The sequence below is a fragment of the Streptomyces sp. Ncost-T10-10d genome (assembly GCF_900091955.1).
In the GTDB taxonomy this organism is placed as follows: domain Bacteria; phylum Actinomycetota; class Actinomycetes; order Streptomycetales; family Streptomycetaceae; genus Streptomyces.
The window spans coordinates 1-15,573 of sequence record NZ_FMDF01000144.1 but is presented as its reverse complement, the minus strand read 5'-3'; the positions used below and the strand labels follow the sequence as shown (position 1 = coordinate 15,573).

Here is a 15,573-nt window from a genome sequence, read left to right as displayed (position 1 = left end):
CCTCCAAATCCCAGACTGCCGTACCGCGTGCGGCGGTTACCCGGCCATTGTGTCGTGCGCCGCTTCGACCCCGGAGACGCGCTCCCCCTCAGTGTGCCCAGCCGCTCCGCAGGAACAGCCGAGGTGCGCCCCGATCCGCTCGGACCGCCAGTCCAACAGCGGCAGCGCGGCCTCCCAGCGGGTCCCCGTACTGGCGGGCAGATCCCCGTCCAGAAAAGACAGTGCGTGGGCGGCCGCCAGACCGGCCACCGCAGTCGCCAGCCCCAGGTCACAGGCCTGCACGGCGGTACGCCGCCCGGACTGCCACTGAGACAGCATCCTGGGCCACTGCTCATCCCGGTCCGCACGTTCCAGCGCCAGACACCCCGCGCACGCCGTACCCCCGGGCAGGACCAGGGGACCGACCACCCCCGTCGCCTCCATCACTCCGGCATAGAGATGGGGAGTCCCCGAAGCGATCCACGGTTCGGCCGGACGCGGGTCGGGGGCGTACACCCCTAGGCCGTCGCGAGGGGCGACCACGATCAGTGACAGTCCCGGCTCACCACCCGCCGAGGAACCCGTCGTCTCCGATGCCCGGGGAGCCGAACCTGCAGCGGACCTGCGCACCAACTGCCGGGCGGCGGTGTCCCTGCGCTCCCCGACAGCTGCCGGTGGAAGTCCGCCGGGTGAGACGTCCCACGGCTCGGTGCGCCCGCCGTCCAGAACCTCCACCCGGCCCACCCCGGATCCGGACAGCACCGCCGCGATCGCGGCACCGACCCGGCCGGCACCCCGCACCTGGACCCGCATCGCCCGGCGGGCCGCCAGCCGCCGCATCCCGCCGCCCGGCTCGGGATGGACGACGGAGAGCGACGCCAGATCGGGACGGTGCCGCTCCAGGGCGCCGGGCCGGTTGCGTAACGCATCGGTCTCCGGGCCGACGGCCCGCACATCGTCGATCAGGCCCGCATCCGTCAATCGGCTCACCAATGTGTCCACTTGAAGGTCCGACAGATCCAACGCACGGGCCTCCTCGCGCAGCAGCGGCAGACCGCGCGTTCCGTCGAGCAGTTCCAGAAAACAGCCCGTTGCGATATCCATCGGACTGAGCTTCACCGCATGAGCGGGGGTCACCCCGAATTGCACGGTGCCCCGGCCCCGCCATGCACGGCGCAGTGCGGGCTTCAACATCGGATACATGGCGTTCCCCCGGTTTGTGTTCCATGGTCTCTGTGCGTGGGCTGTGGCCCGGATCTCCGCGAGACCCGTTGTCAGAATGCAGGCCGACGTCGAAGTGTGCAGAAAGTTGTCCACAGGCATGGGGTATTAGTCGTTCAAATGGTGCATGCCGTGGAGCGGATCAAGCGCGAACCGTCCGGAGGCGGGACTTCCCCCACTGACACCGGGTAACGTCATGGCGTGCCCGCCGACCCGTCACCCGGATTCGCCGGGGAGACCCCCGCGCGCAGCGCCGGAACCCATCAGCGCAGCGCGGCGGACCGTCCGCCCCGCGCCTCGGCAACGAGCGCGGTCGAGGTCCGCAGGAGCAATCGCCGCAGCAGAACGGTCTCCGCGTACCGGGAGGGAGACCGCACCATCGTGCTCATCCCGGCCCGGATGTCGAAGGCCGAGGAGCAGCGCTGGGTGAGCGTGATGCTTGACAAACTCGCGGCCCAGGAGAGCAAACGCATCCTCGGCGACAGCGAACTCGCCGAGCGGGCCGAACGGTTGTCCGCCCAGTATTTTCAGGGCAGGGCCAGGCCCGCGTCGGTGCGGTGGGTGACCAATCAGAACACCCGATGGGGTTCCTGCACCCCGGCGGAGGGCAGCATCCGACTGTCGCACCGATTGCAGGGCATGCCCGAGTACGTTGTCGACTACGTGCTCGTCCATGAGCTCGCGCATCTGCTGGTCCCCGGTCATGGTCCGCGATTCTGGCGGCTGCTGGAGGCGTACCCGCGGACCGAGCGGGCTCGCGGTTACCTCGAAGGGGTGGTGGCGGCCGACCGGTTGCCGCACCTGCCTGCTGCGCGCGGCGAGTGACGTCCGGCGATTCTGTACCGGGTGTGTACCGACTTAGCTCAATGCCGGAGTTTGCGGTTAGCCTGGCGCGACGCATTCACATTCGGGATGGGGGACGGTCGTTACGCATGGCCAGGGAATTCCAGCGCGGCCACAAGGCCAAGATCAGCGATCTCACGCCGGGGACGGACCTGTACGTAGGTGTGCAGATCGCCGGCCCGGGACTGACCTTTGACATCAGCTGCTTCGGCCTCGATGCCAATGAGCAGCTCTCCGACGACCGGTATTTCATCTTCTTCAATCAGCCTAAATCGCCCGAGGAGTCCATTCAGCTCCTCGGAGCCCAGGCCGGTGACACCGAGTCGTTCCGCGTCACCCTGGACCGCATTCCGGCGAACATCCACAAGCTGTCGTTCACGGCGACGGTCGACGGCGCCGGGCAGATGTCCCAGGTCGGTCCCGGGTACATCCGGATCGTCGCGGGTGGCGAAGAAGTCGTCAGGTATGCCTTCACCAGTTCGGAGTTCACCACCGAGCGTGCAGTGATGCTGGGCGACTTCTACCTGAAGGACGTCTGGCGGTTCGCCGCCGTCGGCCAGGGCTTCGACGGTGGCCTCGACGCGCTGCTGAAGAACTTCGGCGGTGAGGTCGCCGAGGAGGAGCCCGCCGCACCTCAGCCGCAGGCGGCCGCCCCGTCGTTCGCCCCGCCGGCCCAGGCAGCCGCACCGGCGCCCGCCCCGTCCTTCGGTGCCCCGGCCACGCCGCAGGCACCCCAAGCCCCGCAGCCGGCCCCGTCCTTCGGCGCCCCGGCCGCCACGCCGCAGCAGCAGATGCATACCGCGCCGACGATGGCAGCCCCGATGGCACCGTTCGGTGGCACGGTGCCGCCCCCCACCCCCGCCCCGGCTCCGTACGGGCAGCCGGGACAGCCGCCCCAGCAGCCACAGTTCGGGCAGATCCCCGGCCAGCAGCCCGCCGCCCCGTACGGGCAGCAGCCCCCCGCTGCGTACGGCCAGCAGGCTCCTGCTCCCTACGGCCAGCAGCCTCCCGGAATGCAGCCGCCCGGTATGCCCCAGGGTGTACCACAAGGCGTGCCGCAGGCCGGGGCCGGTCTTCAGGCCGCGCTCCAGCCGTACAAGGAGACGGCCACCGGGCAGCGTTGGACTCCGCAGAATCAGCAGCTCATGCGGGTCGACCTCACCATGGGCGGTACGCCCGTGCTCGCCCGCCAGGGCAGCATGGTGATGTACCAGGGCAAGGTCGACTTCAGCTACAAGGGCGCCGGTTTCGCGGGCCGCATCGTCGGCAATTCCACCGGCCAGGAAATGCAACTGATGCGCTGCACCGGTCGCGGACAGGTCTTCCTCGCCGAGGACGGCTCCCATCTGCACGCCATCGAGCTGCAGGGCGACGGCATCTGCGTCTCGGCGGAGAACGTCCTCGCCTTCGATGAGTCGCTGCAGCACGAGGTCCGCAGGATCGAGGGCCACGGCATCCCCGGCGGCGCCCTGTTCACCATGCAGTTCCAGGGCACCGGAACGGTTGTCGTCAAGACCCATGGCGTCCCCGTCGTCCTGCCCGTCACCCCGACCACCTTCGCCGACTGCAATGCCGTCGTGGCCTGGTCGTCCGCGTCCCAGGTGATCATCTCCAGCCAGGTCCGGCTGCGCCGCAACGCGTACCCGGGACACAGCGGAGAGACCGTGAACCTTCAGTTCCGGGGCGCCCCCGGAAACTTCATCGTCGTCCAGCCCTACGAGGTCTGAGGGAGCCCGTCATGAACCAGCAACTCGCGGGCTACGCCCCGACCCCCGTCACGGCCCGTATGGAGAACCACGGCCGCACGATGCTCAAGGTCGCCATGGCCACCGGCCAGGACCTCTATGCACGTACCGGCTCGATGGTCGCGTACGAGGGCTTCATCCAGTACGAACCCAACCCGCCCGCCGTCCGTCAGATCGCCTCCCAGTGGATCACCGGCGAGGGCGCACCGATCATGAAGTGCTCCGGCGACGGACTGCTCTACCTCGCCGACTACGGCGCCGATGTGGTCGTCATCAACCTCAACAACGACTCCCTCTCGGTCAACGGCACCAACGTCCTCGCCTTCGACGGCCATCTCACCTGGGGGGTGGAGCGGGTCAAGGGCCTCGCCAAGATCGCCGGCCAAGGTCTGTGGAACGTCTGCATCTCGGGCACCGGCTGGGTCGCCATCACCTCGCGCGGCACACCGATCGTCGTCGACTGCGGGCGCGGCGAGGACGAGACCTATGTCGACCCGGACGCCCTCGTGGCGTGGTCCCCGAACCTCAAGGTGAAGGGCAAGCGCAGCTTCAAGGCATCCTCGCTCATCGGGCGGGGCAGTGGCGAGGCGTACCAGATGGCTTTCTCCGGCCAGGGCATCGTCGTCGTACAGCCGAGTGAGGACAGTACCGACCGCCTGCGGGTCCGGAACTGAGGGGGAGGGAGTACACACCATGCAGAGTCCGCTTTTCAGCTACACGGAACAGCAGTCCCAGGACAGGTACGCCGTCCAGAACCCGCAGCTCCTGCGGGTCTCGCTGACCGGCCAGGACGACGTCCTCGCCCGCAAGGGTGCCATGGTCGCCTATCAGGGACTGATGGAGTTCGACGGCGAGTACCAGTCGCACGGGCAGCGCCGCGCCCGCGCGAGCACCGGTGAGGGCCTCGACCTGATGCGCTGCTCCGGGCAGGGCACCGTCTACCTCGCCAACCTCGCGCAGTACATCCATGTCGTGGACGTCGACCACGACGGCATGACGGTGGACAGCGCCTACGTCCTGGCGCTCGACTCCTCGCTGCACACCGAGGTCATCGCGGTGGACAGTCAGTACGGCATTTCGGGCACCGGCAAGTACCAGCTCAACATCTCCGGCACCGGCAAGGTCGCTCTGATGACCTCGGGCCAGCCGCTGATGATGCAGGTCACGCCGGACAAGTACGTCAACGCCGATGCCGACGCGATCGTCGCCTGGTCCAGCTCGCTGCGCGTGCAGATGCAGGCCCAGACGCACTCCTCGGGCGTCTGGCGGCGGAGTGGCAACACCGGCGAGGGCTGGGAACTCAGCTTCCTCGGCCAGGGCTTCGCCCTGGTCCAGCCGAGCGAGGTGCTGCCCCCGCAGAACCACGAGATCGGCCAGGGCATCCGGGCCCAGTACGGAATGGGCCAGCACGGCGCCCACGGCCAGAACCAGAACAACTCCTGGAACTGAGCCGCAGCGCACCGGCACGGACAACACGGTGAGGGGCGGTCTCCCTGGAGACCGCCCCTCACCCGTGATGTATGCCGCCCCTACCGGCGCTGCTCCCACGCTGCGCGGACGCGCGTCATCAGCCGTACGACCGACGTATCGGCCACTGACGCGACCTCGTCGTACGGGAACCAGCGCAGGTCCAGCGATTCGTCGCTGATCTGTTCCGTCGCGCCCGACGGTGCCAGCGCCGCGTACTGCACGTCCAGATGCCAGTGACAGGGTGCGGGGATCCGGTGGCGGTCGAGCGTCACCGGTCCGCCCCCGAGCAGAGTCAGGCCGCTGATGCCGGACTCTTCGGTGGCCTCACGCAGCGCCGCGGCGGCCAGCGTGGTGTCCTGCGGTTCGCAGTGGCCGCCCATCTGCAGCCACATCTGCAGCTTGCGGTGCAGGGTGAGCAGGACTCGGCCGCGCTCCGGATCGATCACCAGTGCGCTGGCTGTCAGATGTCCGGCTTCGCAGGCCTTCCACATGCCGTCGGGACGACGGGCCAGATGGTCAAGATAGACCTGACGCAATTGCTCCTGGGCCGCGTCAACCGGGTTCTCGTACCCCTTCAGTACGAGAAGGGCGTCGTCGTACAGGCTCACTGGTCGGTTTCGCCCTTGCCGTCGCTCTTCCGGTCGTCGGCTCCCCCGGAGCCCGCGTCGCCCTCGGGCTTCTGCGGACCCTTCGCGGCCTCTCCAAGCATCTTGTCCAGCTCGGAGAAGTCCAGCTGCTCGTGGTGCACAAAGCCGTCCGGATCGTCCAGGTCCTGGGCGGTCGGCAGCATGTCGGGGTGCTCCCACAGGGCGTCGCGCCCATCGAGACCGCGGGCGTCCGTGAGCGACGCCCACAGGCGAGAAGCATCACGCAGCCGCCGCGGACGCAGCTGAAGGCCGATGAGCGTGGCGAACGTCTGCTCGGCCGGCCCGCCGGAGGCGCGGCGCCTGCGCATGGTCTCGCGCAGTGCGTCCGCCGAGGTCAGACGGGACTTCGCCGCCTCGTGCACCACCGCGTCCACCCAACCCTCGACCAGTGCGAGCGCCGTCTCCAGCCTGGCCAGAGCGGCCTTCTGCTCCGGAGTGTCCTCCGGCTGGAACATGCCCTGCTGAAGGGCGTCCTGCAGCTGTTCCGGGTGCGACGGGTCGAACTGACCGACCACATCCTCCAGCTTGCTGGTGTCGACCTTGATGCCGCGCGCGTACCCCTCGACGGCGCCGAACAGATGCGAGCGCAGCCACGGAACATGGGCGAAAAGCCGCTGGTGGGCGGCCTCGCGCAGGGCCAGATACAGCCGTACCTCTTCCTGCGGCACGCTGAGGTCCTTGCCGAACCTCTCCACATTCAGCGGAAGGAGCGCGGCCTTGCCCGCCGGGCCCAGCGGCAGCCCGATGTCGGTCGAACCGACCACCTCGCCCGCCAGCACACCGACGGCCTGCCCGATCTGCTGGCCGAACATCGCGCCGCCCATGGACCGCATCATGCCGATCAGCGGGCCCGCCATCGCCTGCATCTCCTCGGGCAGCACATCGCCCATGGCCAGACCGACGCGCTCGGCCACCGGGTCGACCAGCTTCTGCCAGGCGGGGAGGGACGCCTCGACCCACTCCGCACGGCTCCACGCCACGGTGGAGACCGAACCGGAGGGCAGCGACGTCACGCCGTCCAGCCAGAGGTCGGCAAGCCGCAGCGCCTCGTCGACCGCGGACCGCTCGGACTGGCCGACGCTCGCGTCCTTGCTGCCGTCCGGTGTGCCCTGCGAGACCGTCTGGCGGGCGATCTGCTTGGCCATGTCCCAGTTCACGGGACCGCCCTCGTAGCTCAGCATCTGGCCGAGCTGCTGGAAGGCCGCACCCAGGTCGTTGGGGTTCATCGTGCCGAACATCGCCGCGAACGGGTTGTCCCCGCCCGCGCCGGGCCCGAAGCCGAACGGGTTCGCCGGCCCGCCGGAACCCTGCCCACCTCCGGTGGGGTCCTTCTTCTTGCCCTCGTCGCCGTTCTCCGGCTCCTCCGGCGGAAGGCCGAATCCGAATGGGGTGTCACTCACGGGTTTCCTCGGCTCGTAGGGCCGCCGGCTCGAACCGACGGCGACTGCCCGACATCACCATCCAGCGTAGACACCAAAAGTCCGCTTGGGGCCTCAGTGCTCCGCCGGCTCCCGGCCTGCGGCAGGATGGACGCCACCTGGTACGTACGCGTCATTCGGGTACGTACTGAAGACAACCGCTGGAGACGCCCGGTGAGTTCCCCAGATCCTCAGGTTCGCGCAGCGCGAAACCTGTCCGACCCCTCGACCGAGAACAAGCCCGTAAAGAGCCGCTCCAGGAACCGTGGCCCCGTCGTCGCGGTCACCGGGGCCGCGGGGGGCGTCGGTGAGCTGCTCACCGCACGCCTCGCGGCGTCCGAGGAGATCAAGCAGGTCATCGCCATCGACGAACGCCGAGGAGGAGTCTCCGAGGCGACCTGGCACATTCTCGACGTACGGGATCCCGCCATCGCGGAGAAGCTGCGCGGTGCAGATGTCGTCGTGCATCTGGCACTCGATCTCGACCTGGAGACCGACCCCGCCGCCCGCACCGCCTACAACGTGCGCGGCACTCAGACGGTGCTGACGGCCGCCGCGGCGGTCGGGGTCCACCGGGTCGTGCTGTGTACCTCGGCGATGGTCTACGGGGCGCTGCCCGACAATGACATCCCTCTCGCCGAGGACGCCGAACTGCGGGCCACGGCGGAGGCCACCGGCGTCGGCGACCTTCTGGAGATCGAACGGCTCGGGCGTCGCGCCCCCCGCGCCCACCCCGGCCTCAATGTCACCGTGGTCCGCCCCACCGTCCTGGTCGGCGGTACGGACACCGCGCTGACCCGCTACTTCGAGTCGCCGCGCCTCCTGGTCGTCGCCGGATCGCGCCCCGCCTGGCAGTTCTGCCACGTCGACGACCTGGTCACGGCCCTGGAGTACGCCGCGCTGGAGAAGATCGACGGCGAGTTCGCGGTCGGCTGCGACGGCTGGCTCGAACAGGAGGAGGTCGAGGAGCTCAGCGGCGTCCGCCGGATGGAACTGCCCTCCGCCGTGGCACTCGGCGCCGCCGCCAGGCTGCACCGGATCGGCCTCACCCCGTCCCCGGCGGGCGATCTGGCGTACACGATGCACCCCTGGGTGGTCAGTGTGAGCCGGCTGCACGACGCGGGCTGGCGCCCGAGCTGGACCAACGAGGAGGTGCTCGCCGCGCTCCTCGAAGAGGTCGAGGGCCGGCACACAGTCGCCGGGCGCCGACTCGGCCGCAAGGACGCCACCGCGGCAGGTGCCGCCGGTGCGACCGTGGCGCTGCTCGGCACCGCCGCACTGGTCCGCCGCGCCCGCAAGGCCCGCCGCCGGATCTAGGCCGCTGCGGTCCGTCCGTAGAAGGCTCCAAGGTCAGGGGCCGTCCGCCGGTGGAAAACGCTATTCCAGGATGCCGGTGCGGTACGGCACCATGGGCCTCATGGCTTCCACCCACGACCACCCCGGCGAGCAGGCGGCAAGCGACCCCATCCGGCTGCTGGCGATTCGCGACACGCCGTTGTCGGTCGACGAGATCTTCCGGGCGGTCGGGGATGACGCCGCGGGCGGCACGGCGCTCTTCGTCGGTACGGTGCGCAATCACGACGGCGGCCAGGACGTCGGTGCACTCGGGTACTCCTGCCATCCTTCGGCTCAGGACGAATTGCGCCGGGTGGCCGAGAAGGTCGTCGCGGAATTCCCGGTCCGGGCGCTGGCCGCCGTCCACCGGGTGGGCGACCTCCGAGTGGGCGACCTCGCTGTGGTCGTCGCCGTCTCCTGCCCCCACCGCGCCGAGGCGTTCGAGGCGTGCCGCAAGTTGATCGACGACCTCAAGCACGAGGTTCCGATCTGGAAGCACCAGCGCTTTTCGGACGGTACCGAGGAGTGGGTAGGCACCTGCTGAGCGCAAGCCGATCGGGTGGTCGGCCGCCCCGATTTGCGTAACTGCACCCCTGCCGTGAACGTTGGTCCTGCAGATGGTTAATCTGCTGATCGGTCAGTTGCGGTCGCTCATGGGGTAGGGAGGTCGTAATGGCAGCACTCGCTTGGTTGCTGATTCCGCTTTTCGCTGCACTCGGCGCTGCGATATGGGGAAGCTGGGTCACCCGTAATCGCACGGCCGGTGATGTCTCAGAACTCGCCGGATACGCCCGGTTCCGTGAAGCGATGGAGAAATCGCACTCCGGTTCCGAGGTTGTCTGATCCTCCGTTCCTCCGTCGAACGTACGCAGTCGCCAATCCGCACAGCGGTGCCTGCTGCCGACGCGCTCCGGCACAGCGCCGCGCCCTGCTCCACGCCCCGTCCGGACCGGCCCCGACGGTGCACTGACAGACCCTTCCCGTACTGTCGTTCCATGCCACGCCGCACCGCGACGATGCTCGCCTCCACGCTGATCCTCATCGCGCTGCTCTGCGCAGGCGTGCTGATTCCCGTGCCGTATTCGGAGATGTCCCCGGGCCCGACCGTGAACACCCTCGGCAAGGTCGAAGGCGAACCCGTCCTCCAGATTTCCGGACACAAGACGTACCCGACGTCCGGCAACCTCAATATGACGACGGTCAGGGTCACCGGCGCCGACTACAACATGAACCTCGTCGAGGCCGTCTACGGCTGGCTGGCCCACGACAGCGTGGTCGTGCCGCACGACACGCTCTACCCCGGCGGCAAGACCGAACAGCAGTCGACGCAGGAGAACGCCGAGGAGTTCAGCCAGTCGCAGGAGAGCGCCAAGGTTGCCGCCCTGACCGAGCTGGGTATCCCGGTGTCGTCGCGCGTCGTGGTCTCCACGGTCGTCAAGGGCAGCCCCGCACAGGGCAAGCTGCACGCCGGTGATGTGATCAAGCAGGTCGACGGCAGCGCGGTGAAGCAGCCCGAGGACGTCGCGAAGCTCGTCACCCGCCACAAGCCCGGCGAGGACGTCACGTTCACGATCATCCCGGCGAAGACGGCGCAGGCGGCCGAGAAGGCCGGCAAGGAGCCCGAGGGCAGCCGGAAGATCGTCATCACCACCGTGAAGGCCCCCAAGGAGAACCGAGCGATCGTCGGCATCCAGGCCGGGACGGACCACACGTTCCCGTTCCGGATCGACATCAAGCTCGCCGATGTCGGCGGCCCGAGCGCAGGTCTGATGTTCTCCCTGGGCATCATCGACAAGCTGACGCCCACCGAGCTCACCGGCGGCAAGTTCATCGCGGGCACCGGCACGATCGACGACAAGGGCAAGGTCGGCCCGATCGGCGGCATCAACATGAAGCTGGTCGGCGCGCGCGACGCGGGCGCCCGGTACTTCCTGACGCCGAACGACAACTGCAAGGCCGCAGCCTCGGACACCCCGAGCGGACTCACGCTGGTGAAGGTGAAGACGATCGACGACGCGAAGAAGTCGCTGGAGAAGATCCGGGCGGGGGACACGGCCGACCTGCCGAGCTGCTCGGCCGGTTGACCGCGCCCCCTCGGCGGGGACGCGGCGGGGTCAGGCCTCGAAGGTCGCGGCCAGGGCGTCGGCCAGCCCGGGCACCAGGCCGGCGCCGGTCCGCACCTCGCTCGGGGAGTCCTTCTCGCGGAGCCGTACGGCCGACTCGCGCGTACCGTCCCGAAGGACGGCCACGGTCATCCGCACCTCCTGGCGCTCCGGGTGCTTGGCGACCCACTTGGTCAGCTGGGCATCGCTGAGCCCCTCCGGCACCGAGGCCTCGGCGGACGGCGGCAGCATCAGCCGCTCCACTGTCATCGCGCATCCGATCACCGCGTCGGGCCAGGCGATCGTGGCGAGGAACTCGTCCAGGGCGGTGCCCGGCGGAAGCTCCTCCTGCTCGATGGGGGTGAGTGAGGCGGTCGGGGAGTCGGAGCTGTCGAGACCGAGCTGGGCGGCGAGGCCCGGCTCCTGGGTCCGCAGCCGAGCGGTGTCGACGAGAGCGAAGAGCCGGGCCGGCTGGTCCCAGCCGAGGCCGGAGATGTACTCGTCGATTTCGAGCACGGCGACGGTGAGGGGGCTCGCGGCCATCGGGGGGCCTGAGGGGGAAACGTTGGGCATGGTCAATATCCTGCCTCCTTCTGCCCCGGGAACGGGAACTAGGTAAAGCCTCAGTAAGTTGCATAGGTGGGCTCTACGATCGCTGGGCCCGCTTCACACGACCCGCGAACTTCGAGGTGCGCACGTTGGCTTTCCAGATGCCGGACCGCGGCGGAGGCCCGACCGGGCCACGGATCAGAGTCGGCCGCCCGTCCCGGCGCGCCCGTACCCTGCTCATGACACTGGGCGTCCTGGCGATTCTCGCCATGGCGTTCGTCATGTTCGCCGGGTTCTGGACGGACTGGCTCTGGTACCGGTCGGTCGCGTATTCGTCCGTCTTCACCACCACCCTGTGGACCAAGATCGGGCTGTTCCTCGTCTTCGGACTGCTGATGGCGATCGCCGTCGGCCTGAACATCTGGCTCGCGCACCGGCTCCGGCCGCCGCTGAGCGCGATGTCGCTGGAACAGCAGAGCCTGGACCGCTACCGGATGAGCCTCGCCCCGTACAAGAAGTGGGTGCTGCTCGCGATCACCGCGCTCGTCGGACTGATCGCCGGAGCATCCGCCTCCGGTCAGTGGCGCACCTGGCTGATGTATGTGAACGGCGTGGCGTTCAACCAGAAGGACCCCCAGTTCCATCTGGATGTGTCCTTCTACGCCTTCGACCTGCCCTGGTACCGCTTCCTGCTGGGCTTCGGCTTCGCGGCCACAGTGCTCTCGCTGATCGCCGCTGCGCTGACCCACTATCTGTACGGCGGTCTCCGCATCACCAGCCCCGGCGCGCGGGCGACCGGCGCGGCCACAGGCCATCTGTCGGTGCTGCTCGGTGTCTTCGTCTCGCTGAAGGCCGTGGCGTACTGGCTCGACCGGTACGGCCTGGCCGTGAAGTCCAGCGACTTCAAGGCCACGGACAACTGGACGGGCCTGCGGTACGTCGACGCCAACGCCTACCTTCCGGCGAAGACCATCCTGTTCTGCATCGCCGCGATCTGCGCCGTGCTCTTCTTCGCCACACTCTGGCGCCGCACCTGGCAGCTCCCGATGATCGGCTTCGGTCTGATGGTGCTCTCGGCGATCCTGATCGGCGGGCTGTACCCGGCGATCGTGCAGAAGTTCCAGGTCCAGCCGAACGAGCAGGCCAAGGAAGCGCCGTTCATCCGGAAGAACATCGAAGCGACACGTGACGCGTACGACATCGACAACGCTCAGGTCCACGACTACTCGGGCAAGAGCACGATGAACGACGACGCCAAGCTGCGCGCCGGCGCGGACGATGCGGCCAGTTACCGGGTGATGGACCCCAACGTCGTCTCCCCGGCCTTCCAGCAGCTCCAGCAGAAGAGGAACTACTACCAGTTCCCCAAGACCCTGGACGTGGACCGCTACAAGGATGCCGCCGGCAAGGACCAGGACACGGTCATCGGTCTGCGTGAGCTCAACCTCGACGGCATCCCCAAGCGCAACTGGATCAACGACCACTTCACCTACACCCACGGCTACGGCGCCATCGCGGCCCGGGGCACGACGACCGGCAAGAACCCGAAGGGTTCCCCGGACTTCACCGAGTCCGGTCTGCCGACGACGGGTGAGCTCGGCAAGTACGAGCAGCAGATCTACTACGGCGAGAAGACCGAGCAGTACTCCATCGTCGGCGGGCCCCAGAAGGAGCTCGACTACGAGGAGGACGGCGAGAAGACGACCAGCTACCAGGGCAACAGCGGGGTCAGTCTCTCCAACGCCTTCAACCGTGCCGCGTACGCCGTGGCGTTCAGCGAGCCGCAGATCCTCTACTCGGGGGCCATCGGCGAGGGCTCGCGAATTCTCTACAACCGCACGCCCAAGGAGCGCGTCGAGGCGGTCGCCCCGTGGCTGACCATCGACGGCGACGCCTACCCGGCCGTGGTGAACGGCCGCATCCAGTGGGTCGTCGACGCGTACACCACCACCAACGGGTACCCGTACGCCTCCCGTACGACGCTCGGTGACACCACGGCCGACTCGCTGACCACCAACCAACGTGCGGTCGTCGCCCAGCAGAACCAGGTCAACTACATCCGCAACTCGGTGAAGGCCACCGTCGACGCGTACGACGGCAAGGTCAAGCTCTACGAGTGGGACACCGAGGACCCGGTCCTCAAGACCTGGCGCAAGGCGTTCCCGGGGACGGTGGAGCCGCGGGCCGACATTCCGCAGGACCTGATGGCGCACCTGCGGTACCCGCAGGACCTGTTCAAGGTGCAGCGCGAGCTGCTCACCCGCTACCACGTCACCAACCCCGCCCAGTTCTACAGCGGCAGTGACGCCTGGCAGGTCCCGGACGACCCGACCAACAAGGAGTCCGGTGCCGTCCCGCCGTACTACCTGAGCATAAAGATGCCGGACCAGACGGCCCAGAAGTTCTCGCTGACGACGACGTTCACCCCGAAGGGACGGCCCGACCTCGGGGCGTTCATGGCGGTGGACGCGGATGCGGCCAGCAAGGACTACGGCACGATAAGGCTGTTGAGAGTCACCACCACGGTGAAGGGCCCCGGTCAGGTACAGAGTGAGCTCAACGGCAACGACGATGTCGCCGAGTTCGTGAGAAACCTCAAGGGAACCGACTCCGACATCGAGTACGGCAACCTGCTGACCGTGCCGCTCGAAGGAGGCTTCCTCTACATCGAGCCGGTGTATACGCGCGGTGGCACACAGAACTATCCGCTGCTGCGCAAGGTCGCCGCCTCTTACGGGTCGAAGACCGTCTTCGAGAACAGCCTCGGGGAGGCGCTCAACGCGGTCTTCGGGGTGACGGGCTCCGGCACCACCGAGCCGCCTGCGGAGACCACCCGGCCACCAGGCACCACGCAGCCACCGGCCACCGGTGACGCGGCGCTGAAGAAGGCGATCGCGGATGCGCAGAAGGCCTACGCGGAAGGCGAGGCAGCCCTGAAGAAGCAGGACTGGAGCGCCTACGGCAAGGCTCAGGCAGATCTGCAGGACGCGTTGCAGCGTGCGGCAGCCGCCCAGCCCAAGTCGGGCAGTGCGAATAATGCGGGCAATCCGGGTAGCGCGGATAAAGCGTCCGGTGCCAGCAGTGGTGGCTGAGTAACTCGGTAAAGGCTCACCCCCGCGTCGTGGTACGGTTTGAACACAACGACGCGGGGTGGAGCAGCTCGGTAGCTCGCTGGGCTCATAACCCAGAGGTCGCAGGTTCAAATCCTGTCCCCGCTACTGATGGACGAAGGCCCGGATCCTTTCGAGGATCCGGGCCTTCGTCGTGCCGTGACGACTTTCTTGTGCGGTGGGTGTGAAGTGCGGTTCGCGGGGCACGAGTTGAGCCCGGACGTGTTTGACTTATCTCTCTGTGGGCATGTCGACAAAACGCTGAAGTGACCTTACTGGCCGCGATATATCAAGGTGTACGCGGGTTGCAGGTGGTGCGACGATGGTATTTATGGGGGACAGGGCAACTCTGTTGGAGACAGGGCGGTTTGTACAGCGTCGCGTTCATCGGTCGGATAGCGTGATGAATGCGGCTTTTGGTGTTGCCGCCGCGGAGAACAGCGAGACCACTGAAGCCACTGACATCACTGAGACCATCGGGACGACCGAGACCGCCGAGACTGTGGGGTGTGCCGCGACCGTCGAGAGCACAGAGAGTGCAGGGAGCACGGGGAGCGCCGGGGCCGTTGAGGCCGCAGAGAATCCCGAGACCCCGGAGAGCCTCGAGACCAGGGAGAGCCCGGAGAGCGCCGAGAGCGAGGCGCGCCACCGTCGCGCCGCCGACGCCGGGGACACCACGTCGATGAGCGTCCTCGGTGCCTTGCTGTTGCGCCGCGGCGATCTGGACGGCGCCGAGTCCTACCTGCGTGCGGCCACCGCCGACGGCGACCGGGCCGCGGCCAACAACCTGGGCGTCCTCCTCCACCAGCGCGGATACACCGACGATGCGGCCGGCTGGTGGCGTATTGCAGCCGTCGCGGGTTCCGCCGCCGCCGCACACGCCCTCGGCCGCCACTACCGCGAGCGGGGCGACGAGCCCGGCGCCGAGTACTGGCTGCGGCAGTCCGCCGAGCAGGGCCATGCCCTGGGTGCATACGCCCTCGCCGACCTGCTGGAACACCGCAGTGACGTCGGTGCCGAGCGCTGGCTGCGCGCCGCCGCCGAGCAGGGGCACCGGGAGGCTGCGTACCGCCTCGCGCGCATGCTGGACCGCAACACCGCCGACGACCCGCACGACGCCTTCGGCCGCCCGGGCCTGGGCCCCGGACCCGGCG

Annotated in this window: 14 protein-coding genes and 1 tRNA gene; 11 read left to right on the top strand and 4 right to left on the bottom strand. The window is 68.4% G+C overall.

Going from position 1 to position 15,573, the window contains the following annotated elements; all coding sequences use genetic code 11:
* Positions 1-36: 36 nt before the first annotated feature.
* On the bottom strand, positions 37-1,182 hold the full coding sequence (locus GA0115254_RS24665; RefSeq protein ID WP_093897469.1) for a ThiF family adenylyltransferase: 1,146 nt from the start codon (positions 1,180-1,182) through the stop codon (positions 37-39).
* 219 nt (positions 1,183-1,401) lie between these two features.
* Here GA0115254_RS24665 and GA0115254_RS24660 point away from each other — a divergent pair, with 219 nt between their 5' ends.
* The 4 genes from GA0115254_RS24660 to GA0115254_RS24645 all read left to right on the top strand — a co-directional run bounded on the left by GA0115254_RS24660 (position 1,402) and on the right by GA0115254_RS24645 (position 5,237).
* Positions 1,402-2,025, top strand: a complete 624-nt coding sequence (locus tag GA0115254_RS24660; RefSeq protein ID WP_093897468.1) for a M48 metallopeptidase family protein — start codon at positions 1,402-1,404, stop codon at positions 2,023-2,025.
* Positions 2,026-2,132: 107 nt separating this feature from the next.
* On the top strand, positions 2,133-3,770 hold the full coding sequence (locus GA0115254_RS24655) for a TerD family protein (RefSeq protein WP_093897467.1): 1,638 nt from the start codon (positions 2,133-2,135) through the stop codon (positions 3,768-3,770).
* An 11-nt stretch (positions 3,771-3,781) separates the two neighbouring features.
* On the top strand, positions 3,782-4,462 hold the full coding sequence (locus tag GA0115254_RS24650; RefSeq protein WP_093897466.1) for an AIM24 family protein: 681 nt from the start codon (positions 3,782-3,784) through the stop codon (positions 4,460-4,462).
* 19 nt (positions 4,463-4,481) lie between these two features.
* Positions 4,482-5,237: an AIM24 family protein gene (locus GA0115254_RS24645; RefSeq protein WP_093897465.1), complete on the top strand. Its 756-nt coding sequence runs from the start codon at positions 4,482-4,484 to the stop codon at positions 5,235-5,237.
* Between the two features lie 80 nt (positions 5,238-5,317).
* Here the strand turns inward: GA0115254_RS24645 and GA0115254_RS24640 are convergent, their stop codons facing one another.
* Positions 5,318-5,866 carry an NUDIX hydrolase gene (locus GA0115254_RS24640; protein WP_093897464.1) on the bottom strand — a complete coding sequence of 183 codons (549 nt, stop codon included), beginning with the start codon at positions 5,864-5,866 and terminating at the stop codon, positions 5,318-5,320.
* A complete protein-coding gene (locus GA0115254_RS24635; protein WP_093897463.1) occupies positions 5,863-7,305 on the bottom strand; it encodes a zinc-dependent metalloprotease in 1,443 nt (480 codons plus the stop codon). The genes GA0115254_RS24640 and GA0115254_RS24635 overlap by 4 nt, the downstream gene beginning before the upstream one ends.
* Before the next feature lie 192 nt (positions 7,306-7,497).
* Between GA0115254_RS24635 and GA0115254_RS24630 the strand changes: the two genes are divergently transcribed.
* The 4 genes from GA0115254_RS24630 (at position 7,498) to GA0115254_RS24620 (ending at position 10,742) form a co-directional block, all read left to right on the top strand.
* Positions 7,498-8,640 carry an SDR family oxidoreductase gene (locus GA0115254_RS24630; RefSeq protein ID WP_093897462.1) on the top strand — a complete coding sequence of 381 codons (1,143 nt, stop codon included), beginning with the start codon at positions 7,498-7,500 and terminating at the stop codon, positions 8,638-8,640.
* Between the two features lie 100 nt (positions 8,641-8,740).
* Complete coding sequence (locus tag GA0115254_RS24625; RefSeq protein WP_093897530.1) at positions 8,741-9,202, top strand: molybdenum cofactor biosynthesis protein MoaE; 462 nt, start codon at positions 8,741-8,743, stop codon at positions 9,200-9,202.
* A gap of 128 nt (positions 9,203-9,330) precedes the next feature.
* Positions 9,331-9,501 carry a hypothetical protein gene (locus GA0115254_RS44675; RefSeq protein ID WP_176740271.1) on the top strand — a complete coding sequence of 57 codons (171 nt, stop codon included), beginning with the start codon at positions 9,331-9,333 and terminating at the stop codon, positions 9,499-9,501.
* A 152-nt stretch (positions 9,502-9,653) separates the two neighbouring features.
* Positions 9,654-10,742, top strand: a complete 1,089-nt coding sequence (locus GA0115254_RS24620) for a YlbL family protein (RefSeq protein ID WP_093897461.1) — start codon at positions 9,654-9,656, stop codon at positions 10,740-10,742.
* 30 nt (positions 10,743-10,772) lie between these two features.
* On the opposite strand, the gene GA0115254_RS24615 is transcribed toward GA0115254_RS24620, so the two are convergent.
* Positions 10,773-11,333, bottom strand: a complete 561-nt coding sequence (locus GA0115254_RS24615) for a PPA1309 family protein (protein WP_256102754.1) — start codon at positions 11,331-11,333, stop codon at positions 10,773-10,775.
* Between the two features lie 137 nt (positions 11,334-11,470).
* On the opposite strand from GA0115254_RS24615, the gene GA0115254_RS24610 reads away from it, so the two are divergent.
* The 3 genes from GA0115254_RS24610 to GA0115254_RS24600 all read left to right on the top strand — a co-directional run.
* Positions 11,471-14,401: a UPF0182 family membrane protein gene (locus GA0115254_RS24610; RefSeq protein WP_093897459.1), complete on the top strand. Its 2,931-nt coding sequence runs from the start codon at positions 11,471-11,473 to the stop codon at positions 14,399-14,401.
* Positions 14,402-14,453: 52 nt separating this feature from the next.
* Positions 14,454-14,527 (top strand) — tRNA-Met (locus GA0115254_RS24605).
* Positions 14,528-14,741: 214 nt separating this feature from the next.
* A partial coding sequence (locus GA0115254_RS24600) for a tetratricopeptide repeat protein (RefSeq protein WP_176740270.1) occupies positions 14,742-15,573 on the top strand: 832 nt, incomplete at its 3' end.

Coding starts and splice junctions, on each gene's coding strand:
- GA0115254_RS24665 (WP_093897469.1), bottom strand. CDS start 1,182: ATGTATCCGATGTTGAAGCCCGCACTGCGCCGTGCATGGCGGGGCCGG.
- GA0115254_RS44675 (WP_176740271.1), top strand. CDS start 9,331: ATGGCAGCACTCGCTTGGTTGCTGATTCCGCTTTTCGCTGCACTCGGC.
- GA0115254_RS24650 (WP_093897466.1), top strand. CDS start 3,782: ATGAACCAGCAACTCGCGGGCTACGCCCCGACCCCCGTCACGGCCCGT.
- GA0115254_RS24645 (WP_093897465.1), top strand. CDS start 4,482: ATGCAGAGTCCGCTTTTCAGCTACACGGAACAGCAGTCCCAGGACAGG.
- GA0115254_RS24655 (WP_093897467.1), top strand. CDS start 2,133: ATGGCCAGGGAATTCCAGCGCGGCCACAAGGCCAAGATCAGCGATCTC.
- GA0115254_RS24625 (WP_093897530.1), top strand. CDS start 8,741: ATGGCTTCCACCCACGACCACCCCGGCGAGCAGGCGGCAAGCGACCCC.
- GA0115254_RS24615 (WP_256102754.1), bottom strand. CDS start 11,333: ATGCCCAACGTTTCCCCCTCAGGCCCCCCGATGGCCGCGAGCCCCCTC.
- GA0115254_RS24620 (WP_093897461.1), top strand. CDS start 9,654: ATGCCACGCCGCACCGCGACGATGCTCGCCTCCACGCTGATCCTCATC.
- GA0115254_RS24610 (WP_093897459.1), top strand. CDS start 11,471: ATGCCGGACCGCGGCGGAGGCCCGACCGGGCCACGGATCAGAGTCGGC.